This window comes from Nesterenkonia halotolerans, from assembly GCF_014874065.1.
Classification (GTDB): Bacteria; Actinomycetota; Actinomycetes; order Actinomycetales; family Micrococcaceae; genus Nesterenkonia; species Nesterenkonia halotolerans.
Window position 1 is genome coordinate 1,561,372 of sequence record NZ_JADBEE010000001.1, and the last position, 17,555, is coordinate 1,578,926.

Annotated in this window: 14 protein-coding genes; 7 read left to right on the plus strand and 7 right to left on the minus strand. The window is 67.6% G+C overall.

Going from position 1 to position 17,555, the window contains the following annotated elements; all coding sequences use genetic code 11:
* Positions 1-69: 69 nt before the first annotated feature.
* On the plus strand, positions 70-699 hold the full coding sequence (locus H4W26_RS07160; RefSeq protein WP_192591397.1) for an ECF transporter S component: 630 nt from the start codon (positions 70-72) through the stop codon (positions 697-699).
* Positions 692-3,064, plus strand: a complete 2,373-nt coding sequence (locus H4W26_RS14020) for an ATP-binding cassette domain-containing protein (protein WP_192591398.1) — start codon at positions 692-694, stop codon at positions 3,062-3,064. The genes H4W26_RS07160 and H4W26_RS14020 overlap by 8 nt, the downstream gene beginning before the upstream one ends.
* A 65-nt stretch (positions 3,065-3,129) precedes the next feature.
* Here H4W26_RS14020 and mnhG read toward each other — a convergent pair whose 3' ends face one another.
* The 6 genes from mnhG to H4W26_RS07195 are packed head-to-tail and all read right to left on the minus strand — an operon-like array spanning position 3,130 to position 10,089.
* Entirely contained in the window at positions 3,130-3,516 is a 387-nt protein-coding gene (gene mnhG / locus H4W26_RS07170) for a monovalent cation/H(+) antiporter subunit G (RefSeq protein WP_192591399.1), read from the minus strand.
* Positions 3,509-4,090, minus strand: coding sequence for a monovalent cation/H+ antiporter complex subunit F (locus H4W26_RS07175; RefSeq protein ID WP_192591400.1), 582 nt, complete (start codon positions 4,088-4,090; stop codon positions 3,509-3,511). Before H4W26_RS07175 ends, mnhG begins: the two co-directional genes overlap by 8 nt.
* Positions 4,090-4,761, minus strand: a complete 672-nt coding sequence (locus H4W26_RS07180) for a Na+/H+ antiporter subunit E (protein ID WP_192591401.1) — start codon at positions 4,759-4,761, stop codon at positions 4,090-4,092. Before H4W26_RS07180 ends, H4W26_RS07175 begins: the two co-directional genes overlap by 1 nt.
* Entirely contained in the window at positions 4,758-6,494 is a 1,737-nt protein-coding gene (locus H4W26_RS07185; protein ID WP_192591402.1) for a Na+/H+ antiporter subunit D, read from the minus strand. Before H4W26_RS07185 ends, H4W26_RS07180 begins: the two co-directional genes overlap by 4 nt.
* Positions 6,494-7,018, minus strand: a complete 525-nt coding sequence (locus H4W26_RS07190; protein WP_192591403.1) for a Na(+)/H(+) antiporter subunit C — start codon at positions 7,016-7,018, stop codon at positions 6,494-6,496. Before H4W26_RS07190 ends, H4W26_RS07185 begins: the two co-directional genes overlap by 1 nt.
* The gene (locus tag H4W26_RS07195; protein ID WP_225939627.1) at positions 7,015-10,089 is read right to left on the minus strand and encodes a Na+/H+ antiporter subunit A; all 3,075 of its coding nucleotides are present in this window, start codon (positions 10,087-10,089) and stop codon (positions 7,015-7,017) included. Before H4W26_RS07195 ends, H4W26_RS07190 begins: the two co-directional genes overlap by 4 nt.
* A gap of 114 nt (positions 10,090-10,203) precedes the next feature.
* Between H4W26_RS07195 and H4W26_RS07200 the strand changes: the two genes are divergently transcribed.
* Positions 10,204-11,577, plus strand: a complete 1,374-nt coding sequence (locus tag H4W26_RS07200; RefSeq protein WP_192591404.1) for an MFS transporter — start codon at positions 10,204-10,206, stop codon at positions 11,575-11,577.
* A gap of 30 nt (positions 11,578-11,607) precedes the next feature.
* Here the strand turns inward: H4W26_RS07200 and dcd are convergent, their stop codons facing one another.
* Positions 11,608-12,186, minus strand: a complete 579-nt coding sequence (gene dcd, locus H4W26_RS07205) for a dCTP deaminase (RefSeq protein ID WP_192591405.1) — start codon at positions 12,184-12,186, stop codon at positions 11,608-11,610.
* 102 nt (positions 12,187-12,288) lie between these two features.
* Between dcd and H4W26_RS07210 the strand changes: the two genes are divergently transcribed.
* The 4 genes from H4W26_RS07210 (at position 12,289) to H4W26_RS07225 (ending at position 17,554) form a co-directional block, all read left to right on the plus strand.
* On the plus strand, positions 12,289-12,750 hold the full coding sequence (locus H4W26_RS07210) for an SseB family protein (protein WP_192591406.1): 462 nt from the start codon (positions 12,289-12,291) through the stop codon (positions 12,748-12,750).
* Positions 12,751-12,875: 125 nt separating this feature from the next.
* Positions 12,876-13,838, plus strand: a complete 963-nt coding sequence (locus H4W26_RS07215) for an AEC family transporter (protein WP_192591407.1) — start codon at positions 12,876-12,878, stop codon at positions 13,836-13,838.
* 45 nt (positions 13,839-13,883) lie between these two features.
* The gene (locus tag H4W26_RS07220) at positions 13,884-14,960 is read left to right on the plus strand and encodes a hypothetical protein (protein ID WP_192591408.1); all 1,077 of its coding nucleotides are present in this window, start codon (positions 13,884-13,886) and stop codon (positions 14,958-14,960) included.
* A 26-nt stretch (positions 14,961-14,986) separates the two neighbouring features.
* The gene (locus H4W26_RS07225; protein ID WP_192591409.1) at positions 14,987-17,554 is read left to right on the plus strand and encodes an HAD-IC family P-type ATPase; all 2,568 of its coding nucleotides are present in this window, start codon (positions 14,987-14,989) and stop codon (positions 17,552-17,554) included.
* Position 17,555: the final 1 nt, after the last annotated feature.

A 17,555-nucleotide genomic window follows, 5' to 3' on the forward strand; every position in this document is an offset into this window, starting at 1 on the left:
ATGCTTGTGAGCAGCAGCTTTCCTCCTGCGTGCTCCTGGTCCGCCCTCACCTCTTCAGGGAGAAGCATCATGAGCAGCAGAAAGACAACCACCAGGTCATGGTCCTGGACGGTCTCCGACATCGTGGTGGCCTCGGTGCTCGCCGTCGCCTCCGGTGTCATCTTCTGGGGCTGGAACCTCAGCTATCACCTCATCGGGAACCTCTTCGTCTTCTACCCGCCCGTGGAGACCCTCGTGCACGGCATGTGGCTCTTCCCGGCGGTCCTCGGCGCGCTGGTGATCCGTAAACCCGGTGCCGCCATCTACTGCGAGATGGTCGCTGCGGCGGTCTCCGCGCTGCTGGGCTCGCAGTGGGGTCTGACGGTCCTCTCCTCCGGATTCATGCAGGGACTTGGTGCCGAGCTGGTCTTCCTCGCGGTGGTCTACCGCAGATTCAGCCTGGAGTTCGCCATGCTCGCCGGCGCAGCCTCCGGGCTCACCGGCGGCATCACCTACCACTGGATCGTGCCGATGTATGCCTACGCGCCGCTCGAGACCATCATCCACATCTCCTGCTTCGCGCTCTCCGGGGCGGTCATCGCCGGAGTCCTGCCCTGGCTCGCCACGCGTGGGCTGGCGGCCTCCTCCGTGCTGGGGCCGCTGGCCTCACGTCGCGCCCACCGCGAACCGATGCTGCTGGGCGGCACGCCGCGTGGGTGAAGCCCCCGGCGTCGCCGTGGCGGCCGAGGGCTGGAGCTGGCAGCACGCCGAGCGCGAGACTCCCGCGATCGCGGGTCTGGACCTCCAGATCTCCGCCGGGGAGAGGGTGCTGCTGGCCGGGGCCTCCGGAGCCGGCAAGTCCACGCTGCTGCACGGGCTGGCGGGCGTCCTGCACGATGAGGACGCCCAGGCTGCGGGTCAGCTGCTGCTGGACGGGGTCCCTGCCGAGCGGGCCAGGGGTCGCGCGGGGCTCATGCAGCAGGATCCCGAATCCCAGGTGGTGCTCTCCCGCATCGGCGACGACGTGGCCTTCGCGGCCGAGAACCTCGCCGTGCCGCGTGCCGAGGTCTGGGACCGCGTGGACAGCGCGCTGGGCGCTGTGGGGCTGAGCGGATTCGGTCTCGAGCATCCCAGTGCCAAGCTCTCCGGGGGTCAGAAGCAGCGGCTGGCCCTCGCCGGGATCCTTGCCATGCGGCCGGGACTGCTGCTGCTGGACGAGCCCACGGCGAATCTGGACCCGGCCGGAGTGCGGCAGGTCCGCGATGCGGTGCTCCTCGCGGCCGAGATCACCGGCGCCACGGTGATCGTGGTCGAACACCGGCTCGAGATCTGGGCGGAGCACATGGATACGCTCGTGGTGCTGGATGCGGGGGCGGGAGTTCGTCGCCGCGGCCCGGCGGCGCAGATCTTCACCGACCAGACCCTGGCCGACGAGCTCTCCAGCATGGGCCTGTGGGTGCCCGGGCGAGACCCCCTGCACGGACTGACCGACCCCCGCAGCGCGGGTGGCGGCCGGGACGAACCGCCCGGTGAGCTGCTGCTGCACGCGGGCGACCTGGCGGTGGGCAGGCACTCGCCCACCACGCGGTGGCGGCGCAGCGCCATCGCGCCGCCGACGCTGACCGGGGTCGAGGCCCAGATCCGTCGCGGAGAAACGCTGGGGATCACCGGTGCCAACGGCGCCGGAAAGTCCACGCTGCTGCTGACCCTGGCCGGGCTGCTTCCAGCTCATGGCGGAACTCTCACGGCCACCGCCGGGCTCAAGGGAGACGGGCCTGGTGAGCTGCTGGCAGCCGATCCCCACGACTGGCGATCCGCTGATCTCGTGGCTCGGATCGGCATGGTCTTTCAGGAGCCGGAACATCAGTTTGTGCGCGGCACCGTCGCCGAGGAGCTCGCGCTCGGGGCTGAGCAGGCGAAGGTCCCCGGCACTGCGGAACCTCTCTACACCCCGGCCGAGATCGACGCTCGGGTGCAGCGTCTGCTGGACCGACTGGGACTGCGCACCCTGGCTCAGGCGAATCCCTTCACGCTCTCCGGAGGGGAGAAGCGACGGCTCTCGGTGGGCACGGTGCTGGCGGCGGGACCGGAACTGCTGATGCTCGATGAACCGACCTTCGGACAGGACGCCCACACCTTTCGCGAGCTCATCTCTCTGCTCCGCGAACATGTCGACGCCGGAGGCACCGTGCTGGCCGTCACCCACGACGCCGCCTTCCTGCGCGGCCTCCAGGCGCGGGAGCTCGAGCTCAGCCGGGACGCTCCCCCACCGGAGGCGCCCGCCACCGGCGCGGGGGAACTCTTCTCCGGCACGCGAGCGGACTCCTGGCTGGGTCGACGCAACGCGCTGGCCAAGCTCATCGCCGTCTTCCTGATCACGGCGGCACTGGTGGTGACCATCGACGTGGTGAGCGCCGGCGTCGTCGTGCTCGCGAGCCTGGCTGCGCTGCCGCTGGCCGGCATCCGCGTGACGGGACTGCTCAGGCTCATGTGGCCCTTCGCGCTGGGCGCGGTGGTGGCGGCCTGGGGCACCGCGCTGGCTGCCGAAGAGTCCGGGGCGGTGCTCGTCGACCTGGGATTCACCACGATCAGCGAGGGATCTCTCGCGCTGGGCCTGGCACTGGGGGCCCGCGCCTTCGCGATCGTGCTGCCCTCGGTGATCATCTTCTCCACCACTGACCCGACGGACCTTGCGGACTCACTGGCTCAGCAGCTGCGGCTGCCCGCCCGGTTCGTGCTGGGCGCCTTGGCGGCGATGCGGCTGCTGGGGCTCCTCGCTGAACACTGGACCACGCTGGGCCATGCGCGGCGTGCACGCGGAGTCGGTGCCCATGGAGGCGCGAGGCAGCGGCTGCGCAGCACCCTCTCGCAGGCGTTCGGGCTGCTGGTCCAGTCGATCCGCATGGCGACTCGACTGGCGGTGACCATGGAATCGCGCGGATTCGGCGCCGGCAGGCGGACCTGGGCCCGTCCCGCTCAATTCCACGCAGCAGATGTGCCGGTCATCCTGGGCGGCGCCCTGATCGGGGCCGCAGCCGTCTGCGCAGCAGTGGCAGCGGGCACCTGGAACTTCGTCTGGTCCTGAAAACGAGCTGCCCGTGGGGCCAGCCGGTGACGGAGAGGAGAGCCAGCTTCAGGGGGAGACGCCGGTCAGCCGCGGTTGGGAGGTTGTTCCCGGCTGATCCGCTCCACCGCACTCGCCAGCTCGTCGTGGGTCAGCAGGTCTCGGCGCATGTGTTTGGTGCGGTAGCCCGAGCGGCCCACCACGTGTGCGCTGACCGGAGCGGTGAGCAGCAGCAGGCCCCAGGCAAGCACCACGATCGGCACCAGCTCCCAGGAGCGCCAGGTGATCGCCGCGGCCAGGAGCAGCGCGAGCAGGCCGAGCACCTGTGGTTTCGTGGCGGCGTGCATCCGCGAATGCAGATCCGGGAGCCGAACCAGTCCGATGCCGGCGGCCAGGGACATCAGCCCACCGACCACCAGCAGCACCGAGGCCAGAGCGTCCAGGATCACGTCGGCGGTGAGTGACTCAGGCATCCCGGTCCTCCTGCTGGGTGGATGGCTTCGAGTCGGGTTTTGACTCGGGCTCCGGCGAGTCGAGCTCCGGCGGCTCCTGCGAGTCCTGTTCCGGCGGCATGGGGTCCTCGCGACGTTTCGGGGTGAAGCCCGAACGGGCCAGCGCTGAGAACCAGGAGGTCGACTCGTCCTCCGGCGGCCCGACACCGGGCATGACAGGGGTGGAGATCGGTTGATGCGGGGTCTCTGGCTCACCCTCAGCCGATGTTCTGTCCGGGACGGAGGGCGGGAAGGGGACCGGGTCGTGCTCGGGCGCGTCTGGGACGATCTCCTCGGGAGAGCGCACCACCACGTAGCGGGCGATCGCGACGGAGCCCAGGAATCCGATCACGGCGGTGACCACGACGAAGAGGATGAAGTCCTGGTGATCGTTGATCACCATGTCCACGATCATCATCGAGGCGACGATGATGAGCATGACGTCGAGGCTGATCACGCGGTCCAGCACCGAGGGACCCTTGTAGATCCGGTAGACGGTGCCGGCGGCGCCCAGGGCGAGCAGGACCTGGGTGATGTGCACTGCGATCTCGAGCATCAGTCCTCCACCTCCTCGATGGTGGTCCGAGCATCCGAGGAAGAGTCGCCGCCGCCGTGCACCTCGGCCCGCCCGTGTCGGCGGAACGGTGTGTCTCGCTCGGTCTTGGAGAACCCTGACATCCTGCCGAGGCGCTTCTCGGCCTTGACCACTGCGACATCTGAGCGGCTGCCGCAGGTCCGGATGATCAGCGCCTCCGTCGTCAGCGCGTCCAGACGGATCTTCTCCGCGTCCTCATCCGAGGTGACATCGAGTGCGTGGAGGTACAGCGTCGCCGTGGTCCGATCGACATCGAGGACCAGGGAGCCCGGCACCAGGGAGAGCGCGTGCCCGGTGAGGGTGACGATGAGGTCATCGTGGCTGCGCAGCTGGACCGAGATCACGGAGTTCTTCACCCGGGGCCCGGTGACCACCGAGAGCCACGAGACCTGGAAGGAGGCGACCACCATCTTCACCAGAAAGCGCGCGGTGAAGACAACCCCCCAGACGGGATTCAGCCGACCGCTTCCGCGCAGCGGGGGCAGGTAGAACACGCGCACGATGATGGTTGCGTAGATCAACCCGATGATGAACGTTCCCAGCGTGAAGTCGCGCCAGATCGCCATCCAGAAGAAGCCCAGGAAGGCGATCAGCGGGAGCTCGAGGCGCAGCGGAGTCTTGGGTCGCTTCATCGGTGATCATCGCTCTCTTCGGTGATCTCGGGGACGACCTCGGCGGCCTCGTCATCGGGCTGCAGCGAGGTCTCCACCGGCGCGTGCTCAGCGGCCCCGCCGTCACCGGTCTCATAGTCAATGAGGAAGGTTCCAGCGAAATCCTCGAGCTCCTCACGGACCCCGTCGGAACGTTCCGGACCGAACACCGCCTCCAGATACGGCGTGCGCTCGTACATGTCTTGGGCGGCGGCACGGGAGAAGTCCATCAGGGGTCCAGCGAAGACGGTGAAGGCCAGTGACATGGCGACCAGGGCCGCCGTCGGGGCCACCATGGACATCGGCAGGTGGCGCTTGTTCGCCGCCCGCGCATGGGCCAGGGTCTTGGACATCAGCTGGCGCTCCGGGGCCTCATCCGCGTCCTCCGGCTTGCGCCAGAATCCGCGGGTCCAGATCCTGGCCACCGCCATGAGCGTGAGCAGCGAGGTGAGCACCGAGGCGAAGACCAGGGTCCAGGTGATCCAGGTGTTCTCCGCGATGCCGCCCTGGAGCATCCCCAGCTTTCCGATGAACCCGGAGAAGGGCGGGATCCCTGCCAGGTTCATCGCCGGGACGAAGAAGAGCAGTCCCAGCACCGGAGAGATCTTCGCCAACCCGCCGAGCCGGAGCACGTTGGAGGTGCCCGAGCGGCGTTCAATGAGCCCGGTCACCAGGAACAGCGTGGTCTGAATGGTGATGTGGTGGGCCACATAGTAGATCGTCGCGGCCATGCCGATGATCGAGCTCAGCGCGAGACCGAAGACCAGGTAGCCGATATGGCTGATCAGCGTGAACGAGAGCATACGTTTGATGTCCGCCTGGGCGAGGGCGCCCAGGATGCCCACGATCATCGTCAGCGCGGCGACGATCATCAGCGCAGTGTTGATCCGCTCCCCCGGGAACAGCAACGTCTCGGTGCGGATGATCGCGTAGATGCCCACCTTGGTGAGCAGCCCGGCGAACACCGCCGTGACCGGGGCCGGGGCCGTGGGGTAGGAGTCGGGGAGCCAGAACGCCAGCGGGAAGACAGCGGCCTTGATGCCGAAGGCCACGAGCAGCATCACATGCAGGATCAGCTGCATGCTGGGATCCAGATCACCGAGCTTCAGCGCCAGATCGGCCAGGTTCACGGTGCCGGTGGCCGCGTAGATCATGCCGATCGTGATCAGGAACAGCATCGAGGAGATGATCGAGACCACCACATAGGTGACCCCTGCCCTGATGCGAGACTCGCCGCCGCCCAGGGTCAGCAAGACATAGGAGGCGGTCAGGAAGATCTCGAAGCCCACGTATAGGTTGAACAGGTCCCCGGCGAGGAAGGCGTTGGAGACGCCGGCGACCAGGATCAGATAGGTGGGGTAGAAGATCGAGACCGGGCCCGAGTCCTCCTTCTCCTCCGCGGCACCCTGCCCGACGGCGTAGAGCAGCACGCACAGCGTGATGATCGAGGAGACCACGAGCATCAGGGCGGCGAACCGGTCGATGACCATGACAATCCCGAACGGGGCGGGCCAGCCGGCCAGGTGCACCGCGTGGGCACCGCCGTACCAGACCTGGGCCAGCAGCGTGACCTCGAGGATCACGGTGAGGATCAGCGCGCCGATGGTGATCGCGCGCTGGGTCGACTTGTTGCGGTAGAAGGCAAAGGCGAAGGCGGCCCCGAAGAAGGGGATGAGCACTGCCAGCGGAGTGAAGCTGAGGAGCTCGGTGGGCATCAGCGTTCCCCTCGCTCGGCGGTGGCCGGCCCGTTGCCGGGATCCGGGGCATCCTCATCGGCGCCACGGCGCGGATTGAGCATCGGGCGTCCGTCGGCGTCGGTCTCGTCGGCGAACTCCGTGGTCTCGTCCTCGACCGGGGCGTCCTCCTCTGCGTCGTAGGCGCCGGCGTAGGAGGCCACGCGGCGGTCCTCCTCATCGTCGGCGAGCTCGTCCTGGCGCGCCAGCACCCAGGAGCGGTAGATCAGCGCGAGCATGAAGCTCACCAGCGCGAAGGCGATGACGATCGCCGTGAGCAGCAGCGCCTGCGGGAGCGGGTCCAGGTAGTCCTCGGCTGGAATCTCCGGGTCATAGAGCGGTGCGAGCCCCGCCCGTCCGGCCGTCTGCAGCAGAAGCAGGTTCACCGCATTGGAGATCAGAATGATCCCGAGCAGCACCCGGGTCAGTGACCGTTCGAGGAGCAGGTAGATGCCGATGGCGAAGAGCGCTCCCATCAGAATCAGCAGCGTGAGGTTGATCGTCATCGAGCCACCCCCGCAGAGGTCTCGCCGTGGATCTCGTGGCCAGGCGAGGAGGCTTGCTGGCCCTCCCGCTCGCTGCGCACATCGATCTCCGATCCCAGGCTGCGCAGGATGTCGACGATCAGACCGATCACCACGAGGTAGACCCCCACATCGAAGAGGACGGCCGAGACGAAGTGGTGGTAGCCGAAGAGCGGCAGCGTGAGTTCGACGTCGAAGGACTGGAAGGCCTGCCCACCAGCGAGCAGCGGCACGAGTCCGGTGAAGCAGGCGACGGCGAGCCCCCAGCCCATCAACGCTCCCGCAGAGAAGGGGATGGCCGCCTCGAGCTCATAGCGCCCGCCTGCCAGGTAACGCAGCACGAACGCCAGTCCGGCCAGCAGCCCCCCGGCGAAGCCGCCTCCGGGAAGGTTGTGACCGGCGAGCAGCAGGTACAGCGAGATCATGATGATGCCGTGGAACATCAGCCGGGTGACGACCTCGAAGACGATGCTGCGGTGCTCCGGGGCCACGGTGCGTCCAGCCACGAGCCAGGCCTCCCGAGCCACTGTCGCGAAGGAGCGGGCGACCTTGATCTCCTTGAACTGCCGCGGGGACAGCGCCTTGTCGGAGAACACGCGACCCACGGTGCCGCTGGGGACCTCGTGCAGCTCGCGGCGCTGGACATCGCGCCGCTTGACGAAGATCAGTGACGCCACCCCGGTGGCGGCCGCCGCCAGCACGGTGATCTCCCCGAAGGTGTCCCAGACGCGCAGGTCCACCAGCGTGACGTTGACGATGTTCGCGCCCTGACCGACCTCATACGCCATCCAGGGGAACTCCATCGAGATGGGCTCGGCGATGCGGGCGTCCATGGACATCGCGGCGACCACCATCATCACGAGTCCGAAACCGAGGCCGAGCAGCGCGCGCCCGAACTTGAAGCGGGTGGGGCTCTGCGTCCAGATCCCGGGGGGCAGGCTGCGCAGCGCAAGCACGAAGACCACCAGGACGATCGACTCCACCAGGAGCAGGGTCAGCGCGAGGTCAGGGGCGCCCTGCAGCGCGAAGATGCCAGCGATTCCCCAGCCGCACAGCGAGACCATGAGCACCGCCATGAATCGCTTCGGGGCCCAGATCGCGCCAGAGGCGCCGGCCAGGATCACCAGGGCGAGCACGATCTGCAGCGGCTGCTCCGCAATGATGGTGGATTCCGGAATCCAGCGGTCCGTGATGCCACGGCCACCCGGAGCACCGAAGATCACCACGGAGAGCGGCACCAGAGTAGCCACCGCCAGGATGATGAACAGATACCAGCCCAGCGCGCCACGCTGCGTCCGCGCCGTGACCCAGGAGGAGAGCAGGTCCACGCCGCGCACGGTGCCTCGGTACCCGCGTTCGGCCTCGATGACGGCGGGGACCTTCGCCTGCAGCCTGCCGAAGGAGTCGCGCACCCGGAACAGGGCAAAGCCGAGCAGCCAGGTCAGCACGGAGAGTCCCAGCACGGGGGTCAGCCCGTGCCAGAGTGCGAGGTAGGTCGCCTCCACGCCGGGCTCCACCGGATCGAAGAGCGACGAAAAGGATTCCGCCAAGGCCTGCACCGGCTGCGGCACCAGCGCCAGCGCCACCGTGAACACGGTCAGGATCATCGGAGCCGCGAGGAACACCCGCGACACCGGGCCATGGAAGATGGTGCGCGCCACGGCCACCCCGGGGACGGGACGCTTCGTGGCGAAGGCACCCCAGAGGAAACGAGCGGAGTACGCCACCGTCAGCGCCGAGCCGAGGACGACGCCGGCCACCACCAGCCAGCCCAGGGTCAGCAGCGATCCCGAACTGGTGGCTTCTGCATAGCTGAAGAAGGACTCGAACACGACCTCCTTCGCCACGAAGCCGAACAGCGGAGGCAGTCCGGCCATGGAGGCGGTGGAGATCAGCGCGACGATGAACAGCGGACGTTGCGTGCGGCCCAGTCCAGAGAGCTTGCGCAGATCGCGCGTGCCCGACTGGTGATCGATGATCCCGACCACCATGAACAGTGCGGCCTTGAACAGCCCATGCGCCAGCAGCATGGCGAGTCCCGCGAGCGCCGCGTCTTCGGTTCCCAGTCCGTTGATCATGATCAGGAAGCCCAGCTGGGAGACCGTGCCATAGGCGAGGATCAGCTTGATATCGGTCTGCCGCAGCGCCCGCCAGGCTCCGACCAGCATGGTGATCAGTCCCAGGCCGAGCACCAGCGGCAGCCAGAAGGTGGATTCGTGGAAGCCCGGGGCGAAGCGAGCGACCAGGTAGACACCGGCCTTGACCATGGCGGCGGCGTGGAGATACGCCGAAACGGGAGTCGGCGCCGCCATCGCGGCGGGCAGCCAGAAGTGGAAGGGCACGAGCGCTGACTTCGAGAGCGCCCCCAGCAGGACCAGCGCGACCGCGATGTCCACCGCGGTGGCGGTGCTCGAGTCGGCGAGCAGCCCCGGACCGGCGGCGAGGATCTCGGAGAGACGGTAGCTGCCGGCGAGCTCACCGAGCCAGACCAGACCCACGAGCATGGCGAGTCCGCCGAAGGTCGTCACGATCAGCGCCTGGATCGCGGAGCGGCGGGCGTAGATGCGGTGTGCCGAGAAGCCGATCAGCAGGAAAGAGAGGATCGTGGTGAGCTCCCAGAACACGAAGAGCATGACCAGGTCATCGGAGAGCACCAGCCCGAGCATCGATGCGGCGAACGCGAAGAGCTCTGCAGCGAAGGGACCGGCAGCCCGCTCCGAGTTCGCGAAGTACCGGGCGCAGTAGAGCATGACCAGGGCACCCACACCAAGGATGAGCACCGACATCGCCAGCGCGAGGGCGTCGACGCGGAATGCAAGTTCGACGCCGAACTGCGGGATCCACTCCATGACCTCGGCCGGAGGAGCATTGGGCTCGCCGATCGCGGCTGCCTGGTCCGCCGCGAGCACCGCAGGGACGTAACTGAGGATCCAGACCAGCGAAGCCGCCAGAATGGCGGCGAGCAGGAAGAAGGTGCGGCGTCCGAACCGGTGGAACATGAATGGAGTCAGGATGCTGACTGCAAAGAGGACTGTGAGCATCCCAAGGATCATCGACTCCGCTCCTCTCCACGACCTGTATCTCGCACGCCCAACTGCGAGTTCCTGAGACCAGGTTCTGCGGCGGCAATCCCTCCAATGTTAACAAACCAGCGCTACTATGCGCCCATGACCAGCACCGAGTTCGCTCAGGCAGCAGCTCCAGCCCCGCTGAAGAAGCGACTCATCGCCATCTGGAGCCTCTGGAGCTGGGGCAACGCGACCGTCAGCGCGGTCATGGTGACCTTCGTCTTCGGCACCTACATCGCCGACGCCGTGGGGCCCGGCGGGCAGGGGACGCAGTATCTGACCACTGCCAACACCGTCGCGGGACTCATCATCGCGCTCACCGCCCCGGTGATCGGCCAGCGCGCCGACAACGGCGGCCGACGACGACGCTGGCTCGTCATCAACACGCTGATCGTCATCGCGCTGGTCGCCGCCTGCTTCTTCGTGAAGCCAGACCAGGCCTATCTGGTCCTCGGTGTCACCCTGATGGCCACGATGACCCTCTTCGATGAGTTCGCCAACCTGAACTACAACTCGATGATCACCGATATCTCGGATGCGGAACGCATGGGCCGGGTCTCGGGCATCGGCTGGGGCTCCGGGTACCTCGGCGGCATCGTGATCCTCGCCATCGTCTACTTCGGTCTCGTGGCCGGGGAACCGCCACACATGTTCGGGCTCGGCGAGGACGAGATGGTCAACGTCCGGGCCGTCGCACTCGTGGCCGCCGCGTGGTTCCTGATCTTCTCGCTCCCGCTGCTGCTGACCCCGATGAAGACCGCGGACCAGCGCGTGGTAGAGGAGAAGGTGAGCATCCTGGAGTCCTACCGCCGGCTCATCGGACTGGTGATCGGGCTCTGGGCGGAGGATCGCAACACCTTCTGGTTCCTGGTCTCCTCAGCGATCTACCGCGACGGCCTCTCAGCCGTCTTCACCTACGGCGCGATCCTGGGCGTCACGGTCTTCGGGTTCACCACCTCAGACATCCTGCTCTTCGGCATCGCCGGCAATGTGGCCGCCGCCGCCGGAGCATTCATCGGCGGGTGGTTCGATGACCGCGTGGGCCCGCGTCGGGTGATCGCCACCTGTGTCACCGCGCTAATCATCACCGCGGCGATCCTGTACTTCCTCGATGTCCAGCGCAGCATCGGTCCGCTCGTGCTGACTCCGCAGACCGCCTTCTGGATCTTCGGGCTTCTGCTGTGCGTGTTCGTCGGACCCGCCCAGTCCTCTTCGCGGGCGTTCCTGGCAAGGCTTGCTCCGCCGAGCCGCGCCGGGGAGCTCTTCGGCCTCTATGCCACCGCTGGGCGCAGCGTTTCCTTCCTGACCCCGGGGCTCATCGCGCTGCTGCTGTTCACCGCAGGTGGGGACGACAAGGCGATCATCATCGGCGTTGTGGTGATCCTCACCGCCGGCCTGGCCACCCTGGCCCTGGTGCACAACCCGACCGGGCCCGCGAAGATGCGGGAGCATCGGATCCTGCGCAGCAGCTGAGGGCGGTGAGCGGGAGGCTGGGGCTGAACACTACTCGACGCGGGTGCGGTGGAAGTTGGCGTGGCTGCGTGAGGCCGTGGGACCCCGCTGACCCTGATAGCGAGACTGGTGGGCCCCCGCACCATAGGAATGCTCGGCCGGGGAGGTCAGCCGGAAGAAGCACAGCTGCCCGATCTTCGACCCGGGCCACAGCTTGATCGGCAGCGTCGCCATGTTCGACAGCTCCAGGGTGACCTGGCCCGAGAACCCCGGGTCGATGAAGCCGGCGGTGGAGTGAGTCAACAGGCCCAGGCGTCCCAGTGAGCTCTTCCCCTCCAGCCGAGCCGCGACGTCGTCCGGAAGGGTGACCGTCTCGTAGGTCGCGCCGAGCACGAACTCCCCCGGGTGCAGGATGAAGGGTTCATCAGGGTCCACCTCCACCAGTCGGGTCAGATCCGGCTGGTCCAGAGAGGGGTCGATATGGGCGTATTTGTGGTTGTCGAAGAGTCGGAACATGCGCTCCAGGCGCACGTCGACGCTCGAGGGCTGGATCATCGAACGGTCCAGCGGGTCCAGCTTGATCCGCTCGGCGTCGATCTCGGCTCGGATGTCTCGATCAGATAGCAGCACCTGCTCAAAATACCGCACCCCGACGGACCGGCTGCCCTGCGGGCTCTGGTGTGCAGGCCCGCCCGCATTGCATTCTGCGCGCGTCCGTGATCGCGTAGAGGCATGACTGAGACCCCGAATACCCAGCCAGAGCAGACTCCCCAGCAGGACGCCGAGACGGCGGGCTCCTCCGCCACGCTCGAGCAGATCCTGATCGAGGGCAAGGACGGCAAGGCCCAGGCCGGCGAGATCATTCGCACGTTCCTCACCAGCAGCGTCTACTTCCTCAGTCCAGAGGAGGTCACCGACGAGACCGGGTCGGTGAACCCCCTGACACTTCAGGACAATGAGGGGAACCCGCTGATCGCGCTCTTCAGCACCAGCGAGAACATCCCCGATGACTATAAGGAGCACGCACCGCATGCGGTCGAGGCCCCAGGCGTGGCGGTCGTTCAGTCCATCACCGGTGCCGGCATCATGATCGACGCGGGCCAGGAGCACGGCTTCCAGATCTCCGCCGAGGGCGTGGAGCGCATCCGCACCGATTTCATCAGCCCCGCAGAGGACGCTGAAGCACAGCAGTGAGCTGACTGCTCGCGGTCGCTCGGCCGCGGGCATGTCTGCACAACTCCTCGGGACCGCCCCCGACCCTCTTCCCGCCCGGCTAGAGTGAGCAGCTGAATCTACGCTGCGCAGCCGAAGGGAGAGACATGGGGGCGGTCCTGTCTGGTTTCCTGGTCATCTGGCTGATCATCGGGGTCGGCTGGATCATCGGACGCTTCGGCGTGCTGGGCTCGGACGCGCGGGTGGTGCTCAGTCGCGTCGCGTTCTTCGTCGCCTCGCCCTGCCTGCTGTTCGTGACCATCTCGGACTCCTCGATGAGCCAGGTGCTGGGCCCGCAGTTCCTCATCGCCGCGATCGGCGCACTCACGACTCTGGGCGTGTACATCCTGCTGGGTCGCCTGGTGCTGCTCAAGGGCCGAAGCGGCTCCGATCTGATGATCGGCGGCATGAGCGGCTCGCTGGTCAATGCGGCGAACCTCGGCTTCCCCATCGCAGCCTACGTGCTGGGAGACATCGCCCTGGCGGCGCCGATCATCATGTTCCAGCTCGCCGTCTACACCCCGATCTATGTGACCGCCCTGGACCTGCTCGGCAGGGATCAGGGCGGCACCTCCCGGGTGCGCCCGCACCCGCGGACCTCCACCCTGCGGAGCCTGGCGCAGTCGGCAGTCAACCCGATGATCCTCGGAGCCCTGCTGGGCCTGATCTTCTCCTGGCAGGACTGGCACTTCCCGGGGCCGGTGCAGGAATCCATCGAGATCGTGGCAGGCGCCTCCATCCCGCTGATGCTGCTGGCCTTCGGGCTCGCCCTGGTCGGCAGCCATCCCCTGGACAAGCGGGCCGACCGACGTCGTGATGTGCTTCTGGCCACCGCACTGAAGCTGATCCTGCATCCGTTGCTGGCCTGGCTGCTGGCCGAGGTGCTCTTCGGTCTCGACGGCCCAGAGGTGCTGGCCGCCGTCGTGCTCGCGGCACTTCCCAGCGCACAGAACGTGCTGGTCGCCGCCGTGCGCTACCAGGCCGGGGAGGTCATCGCGCGCGACACGGTCCTGCTGACCACCATCGCGGCGATCCCGGTGGTGGTGCTCGTGGCCGTGCTGCTGGGCTGAGCTGGGAGGTCATCGGCTCGCCGGGTCATTGCTAGGCTGACCCCTATGTCGCAGGCCCCTCCCCCACCCCCGAAGAACGACTCGGAGCAGTCGCCGCACGCCTCCCGCGTGGTCCTCTTCGCCTGGGTGGCGGCGCTGATCATGGCGCTGGCAGCCGGCGGTGCGGCCATCTGGCAGGTGAGCGAGAAGATCTACACGCCTGGCCACACCGCCCAGGAGTACTGGGATTCGATCAGCCGCGGAAGCGGCTCCGAGGCGCTGGGATTCTTTGAGTCCGAGGGTCTGGAGACCGGCGGTGAGGACAACGTGGACAGCGTCCTGCTCGATGGCTCCCCACTGGAGGCCAGCAGCACCGCGATCGAGGATCCTCGTTTCGGGGAGGACCCCGAGGGCGGCGGCGATGCCGTCATGCAGTTCGCGGTGGAGGGCGAGAACTACGAGACGCGGCTGCCGATGGAATCGCATGAGTCCACCCTCGCCGTCTTCAAGAACTGGGAGCTGACCTCCGGGGCCATGAGCCAGCTGCAGATCGATGTGCCGGGCGCCGCGGCGGGCGGCATCGCACAGATCGACGTGAACGGAGAGCCGGTCAACCTCGTCGACGACACCGCCACTCTGCGCTCCTACGTCCCCGCCGTCGTGGAGATCGCGGTGGACAGCGAGTGGCTCGTGGGCACCGCGCGCTATGTGGTGGTCCAGGAGGCCGGCGCGCAGGGCGAGGCGGAGGCGCACCAGATCACGCTCGACCTCAAGGCCTCCGAGGCGGCCGAAGAGGTCCTGCACGAGGAGGTCGAGGAGTACCTCGCCAGCTGTGCCGACCAGCAGGTGCTGATGCCGGCGGGCTGCCCGATGGGGATCAACACGCCGAACCAGGTCGTCACGGAGTCGATCACGTGGCAGATGCCGGAGCCGGAGGACCTTTCCCTGGGCTTCGACGAGGATGGCTGGGAGACCTCGGAGACCGAGATGGAAGCCACGATCAACTTCGACTCCCGGCATTTCCACGACGGCGAGAGCCTTCAGGAGAGTCACGACGTCGGGTTCGACCTGGACGTGGAGGTCGGCGCCAGCGGCGAGGAGCTCATCGTCTCGGTGACCGGCGCGGAGCCGCCCGAACTCTAGAGGCCCGGACGGTAGACTCTGGCCCTGTGGCTGCCCAGAGGACTGAGATCCGCGATCCCGCGGAGACCCGGTCTGCAGTGGACCCCGCAACCCTCGAGTCCGAAGGCCTGAACTCGGTCCAGGTGCTGGAACGTCACCGGCTCGGACTGGCGAACGTGCAGCCCCGCACCACCTCTCGGTCCCTCACCGAGATCCTGCGCACGCACCTGATGACGCTGTTCAACCTCATCATCGGCATATGCGCGCTGGCCATCATCGTGCTGGGCCGGTGGCTGGATCTGCTCTTCGCCGTCGCCGCCGTGGCCAACGTGATCATCGGGCTGTTCCAGGAGTACAGCGCCAAGCGCAAGCTGGACGCCATCGCGCTGCTGCATCAGGACAGCGTACGTGCGCTGCGGGACGGGATGCTGCTGGAGATCCACCGTGAGCAGATCGTCCTGGACGACGTCATCGAGCTGCACCGCGGCGATGAGGTCCCGGCCGATGGCACCGTGCTCAGCTCCGCGGGCCTGGACGTGGACGAGTCCATGCTCACCGGAGAATCCGACGCGGTGCCGAAACGCCGTGACGAGCAGCTGCTCTCCGGCACGGCCGTGGTGGCGGGCTCGGGTCGGTTCCGGGTCACCGCGGTCGGAGAGCGCGCCCACGCGGTCAAGCTCGCCACCGAGGCGAAGCGCTACCAGAAGATCAACTCGGAGCTGCGCCGTGCGCTGGAGAAGATCGCGTTCTGGCTCTCCCTCGTCCTGCTGCCCATCGTGGCCGTGGTGCTCAACGGACAGATGCAGGCCTTCGGAGGATGGAATGCGGCCTGGGCCTCCGGGCAGTGGCGCGACGCCGTGGTCACGGCGGTCTCCTCCGTGACGGCGATGATCCCGCAGGGTCTGGCGCTGATGACCACGATCGCCTTCGCCGTGGCCGCGGTGAAGCTCTCCAAACAGAATGTGTTGATCCAGGAGCAGCCCGCGGTGGAGATCCTCGCCCGTGTGGACGTGGTCTGTCTGGACAAGACCGGCACACTGACCGACGGCACCATCGCGTTCCACCAGGCGACTCCGCTGACTCCCCTCGGGCACCCCGAGGTGGTGGATCGCGGCCCGGACTCCACCGCGCTGGAAGGAACCGATGGATGGGAGCAGGCACTGGCGTTCTTCGGCGCCGATGAGCATGCGAACGCCACGGCCGCCGCCCTGCGCGCACCCTATAGGGCGCTGCCTCGGCATCGCGCCGCCAGTCAGGTGCAGTTCTCCTCAGCCCGCCGGTGGTCTGCGGTGACCTTCGCTGAGGACTCCGGCGCCCTGGCAGGACACTGGGTGCTCGGGGCCCCGGAGATGCTGCGTCAAGATGCCGTGGCCTCAGGCGTTGAGGTCGACGCGCTGCTGCGCCGCACGGATGCACTCTCCAGCCGTGGCCTGCGCACCATGCTGCTCGCCCATGCCCCGCTGGACGGGCCGATCGTCCCTGGCGGCACCGGACCCTTGGGCCGCGGAGAGCGCCTCCCCCAGGACCTGTCGCCGGTGGCGCTGCTGACGTTCAAGGAGAACGTCCGGCCCGAGGCCCGTGCCACCCTGGAGTACTTCCGTGAGCAGAACGTGGCGCTGAAGGTGATCTCCGGAGACTCACCCAAGACCGCCGCAGCAGTCGCCAGGGAAGTGGGCATGGCGGTGGAAGGCGACGCAGTGGACGCGTCCACGCTGCCCAGCGACCCCGCCGCGCTGCGGGAGGTGCTGGAGCACCACTCCGTGTTCGGGCGGGTCTCCCCCGAGCAGAAGCGACTGATGGTCGAGACGTTGAAGTCTGCGGGACATGTCGTGGCCATGACCGGCGACGGCGTCAATGACGCGCTGGCCATGAAGAAGGCTGACCTGGGCATCGCGATGGGCGACGGCGCCCCGGCCACCAAAGCGGTGTCCCGCATGGTGCTGCTGGACGGCCGCTTCGACCGGCTGCCCTCTGTGCTTGCCGAGGGACGCAAGGTGATCGCCAACACCGAGCGGGTGGCACATCTCTTCCTCTCCAAGACCGCCTACGCCATCCTGCTGGGCCTGGTGTACGGCCTGCTGTTCTGGGAGTTCCCCTTCCTCCCGCGCCAGTTCTCCACGGTGGACTTCCTGATGCTCGGCTGCCCGGCCTTCTTCCTGGCACTGATGCCCAACACCAGGCTGTATCGACCAGGTTTCCTGCGCCGCTCGGTGGTCTTCGCGATCCCCACGGCACTGGCGATCGTGCTCAGCGTGGTCACGGTCAGCGCGTTCGGTCGCTACCTGGCCGAGCCCGCCGCAGCGATCCAGACTGCGGCGACCCTCTGCCTGACAGCGGTGGGGCTGTGGGTGCTCAACGTCGCTCTGCGTCCGCTGACCCCGCTGCGCGTGACCCTGATCAGCTGCATGTACCTGCTCCTGGCCGCGGTGCTCCTCGTCCCGGTCTCCCAGCAATATCACCTGTTCGCAATGCCCTCGACCGAGCTGCTGAGCGCCTCGGTGGTCTCCATCATCATCGGCTGCGGATTGGTGGACGTCGGAAGCCGGGCCACCACAGCGCTGGCCCGGCGCCGTGGGGACTCCGGGAATTCCCGTGCGCAGGTCGACGCTGAATAAT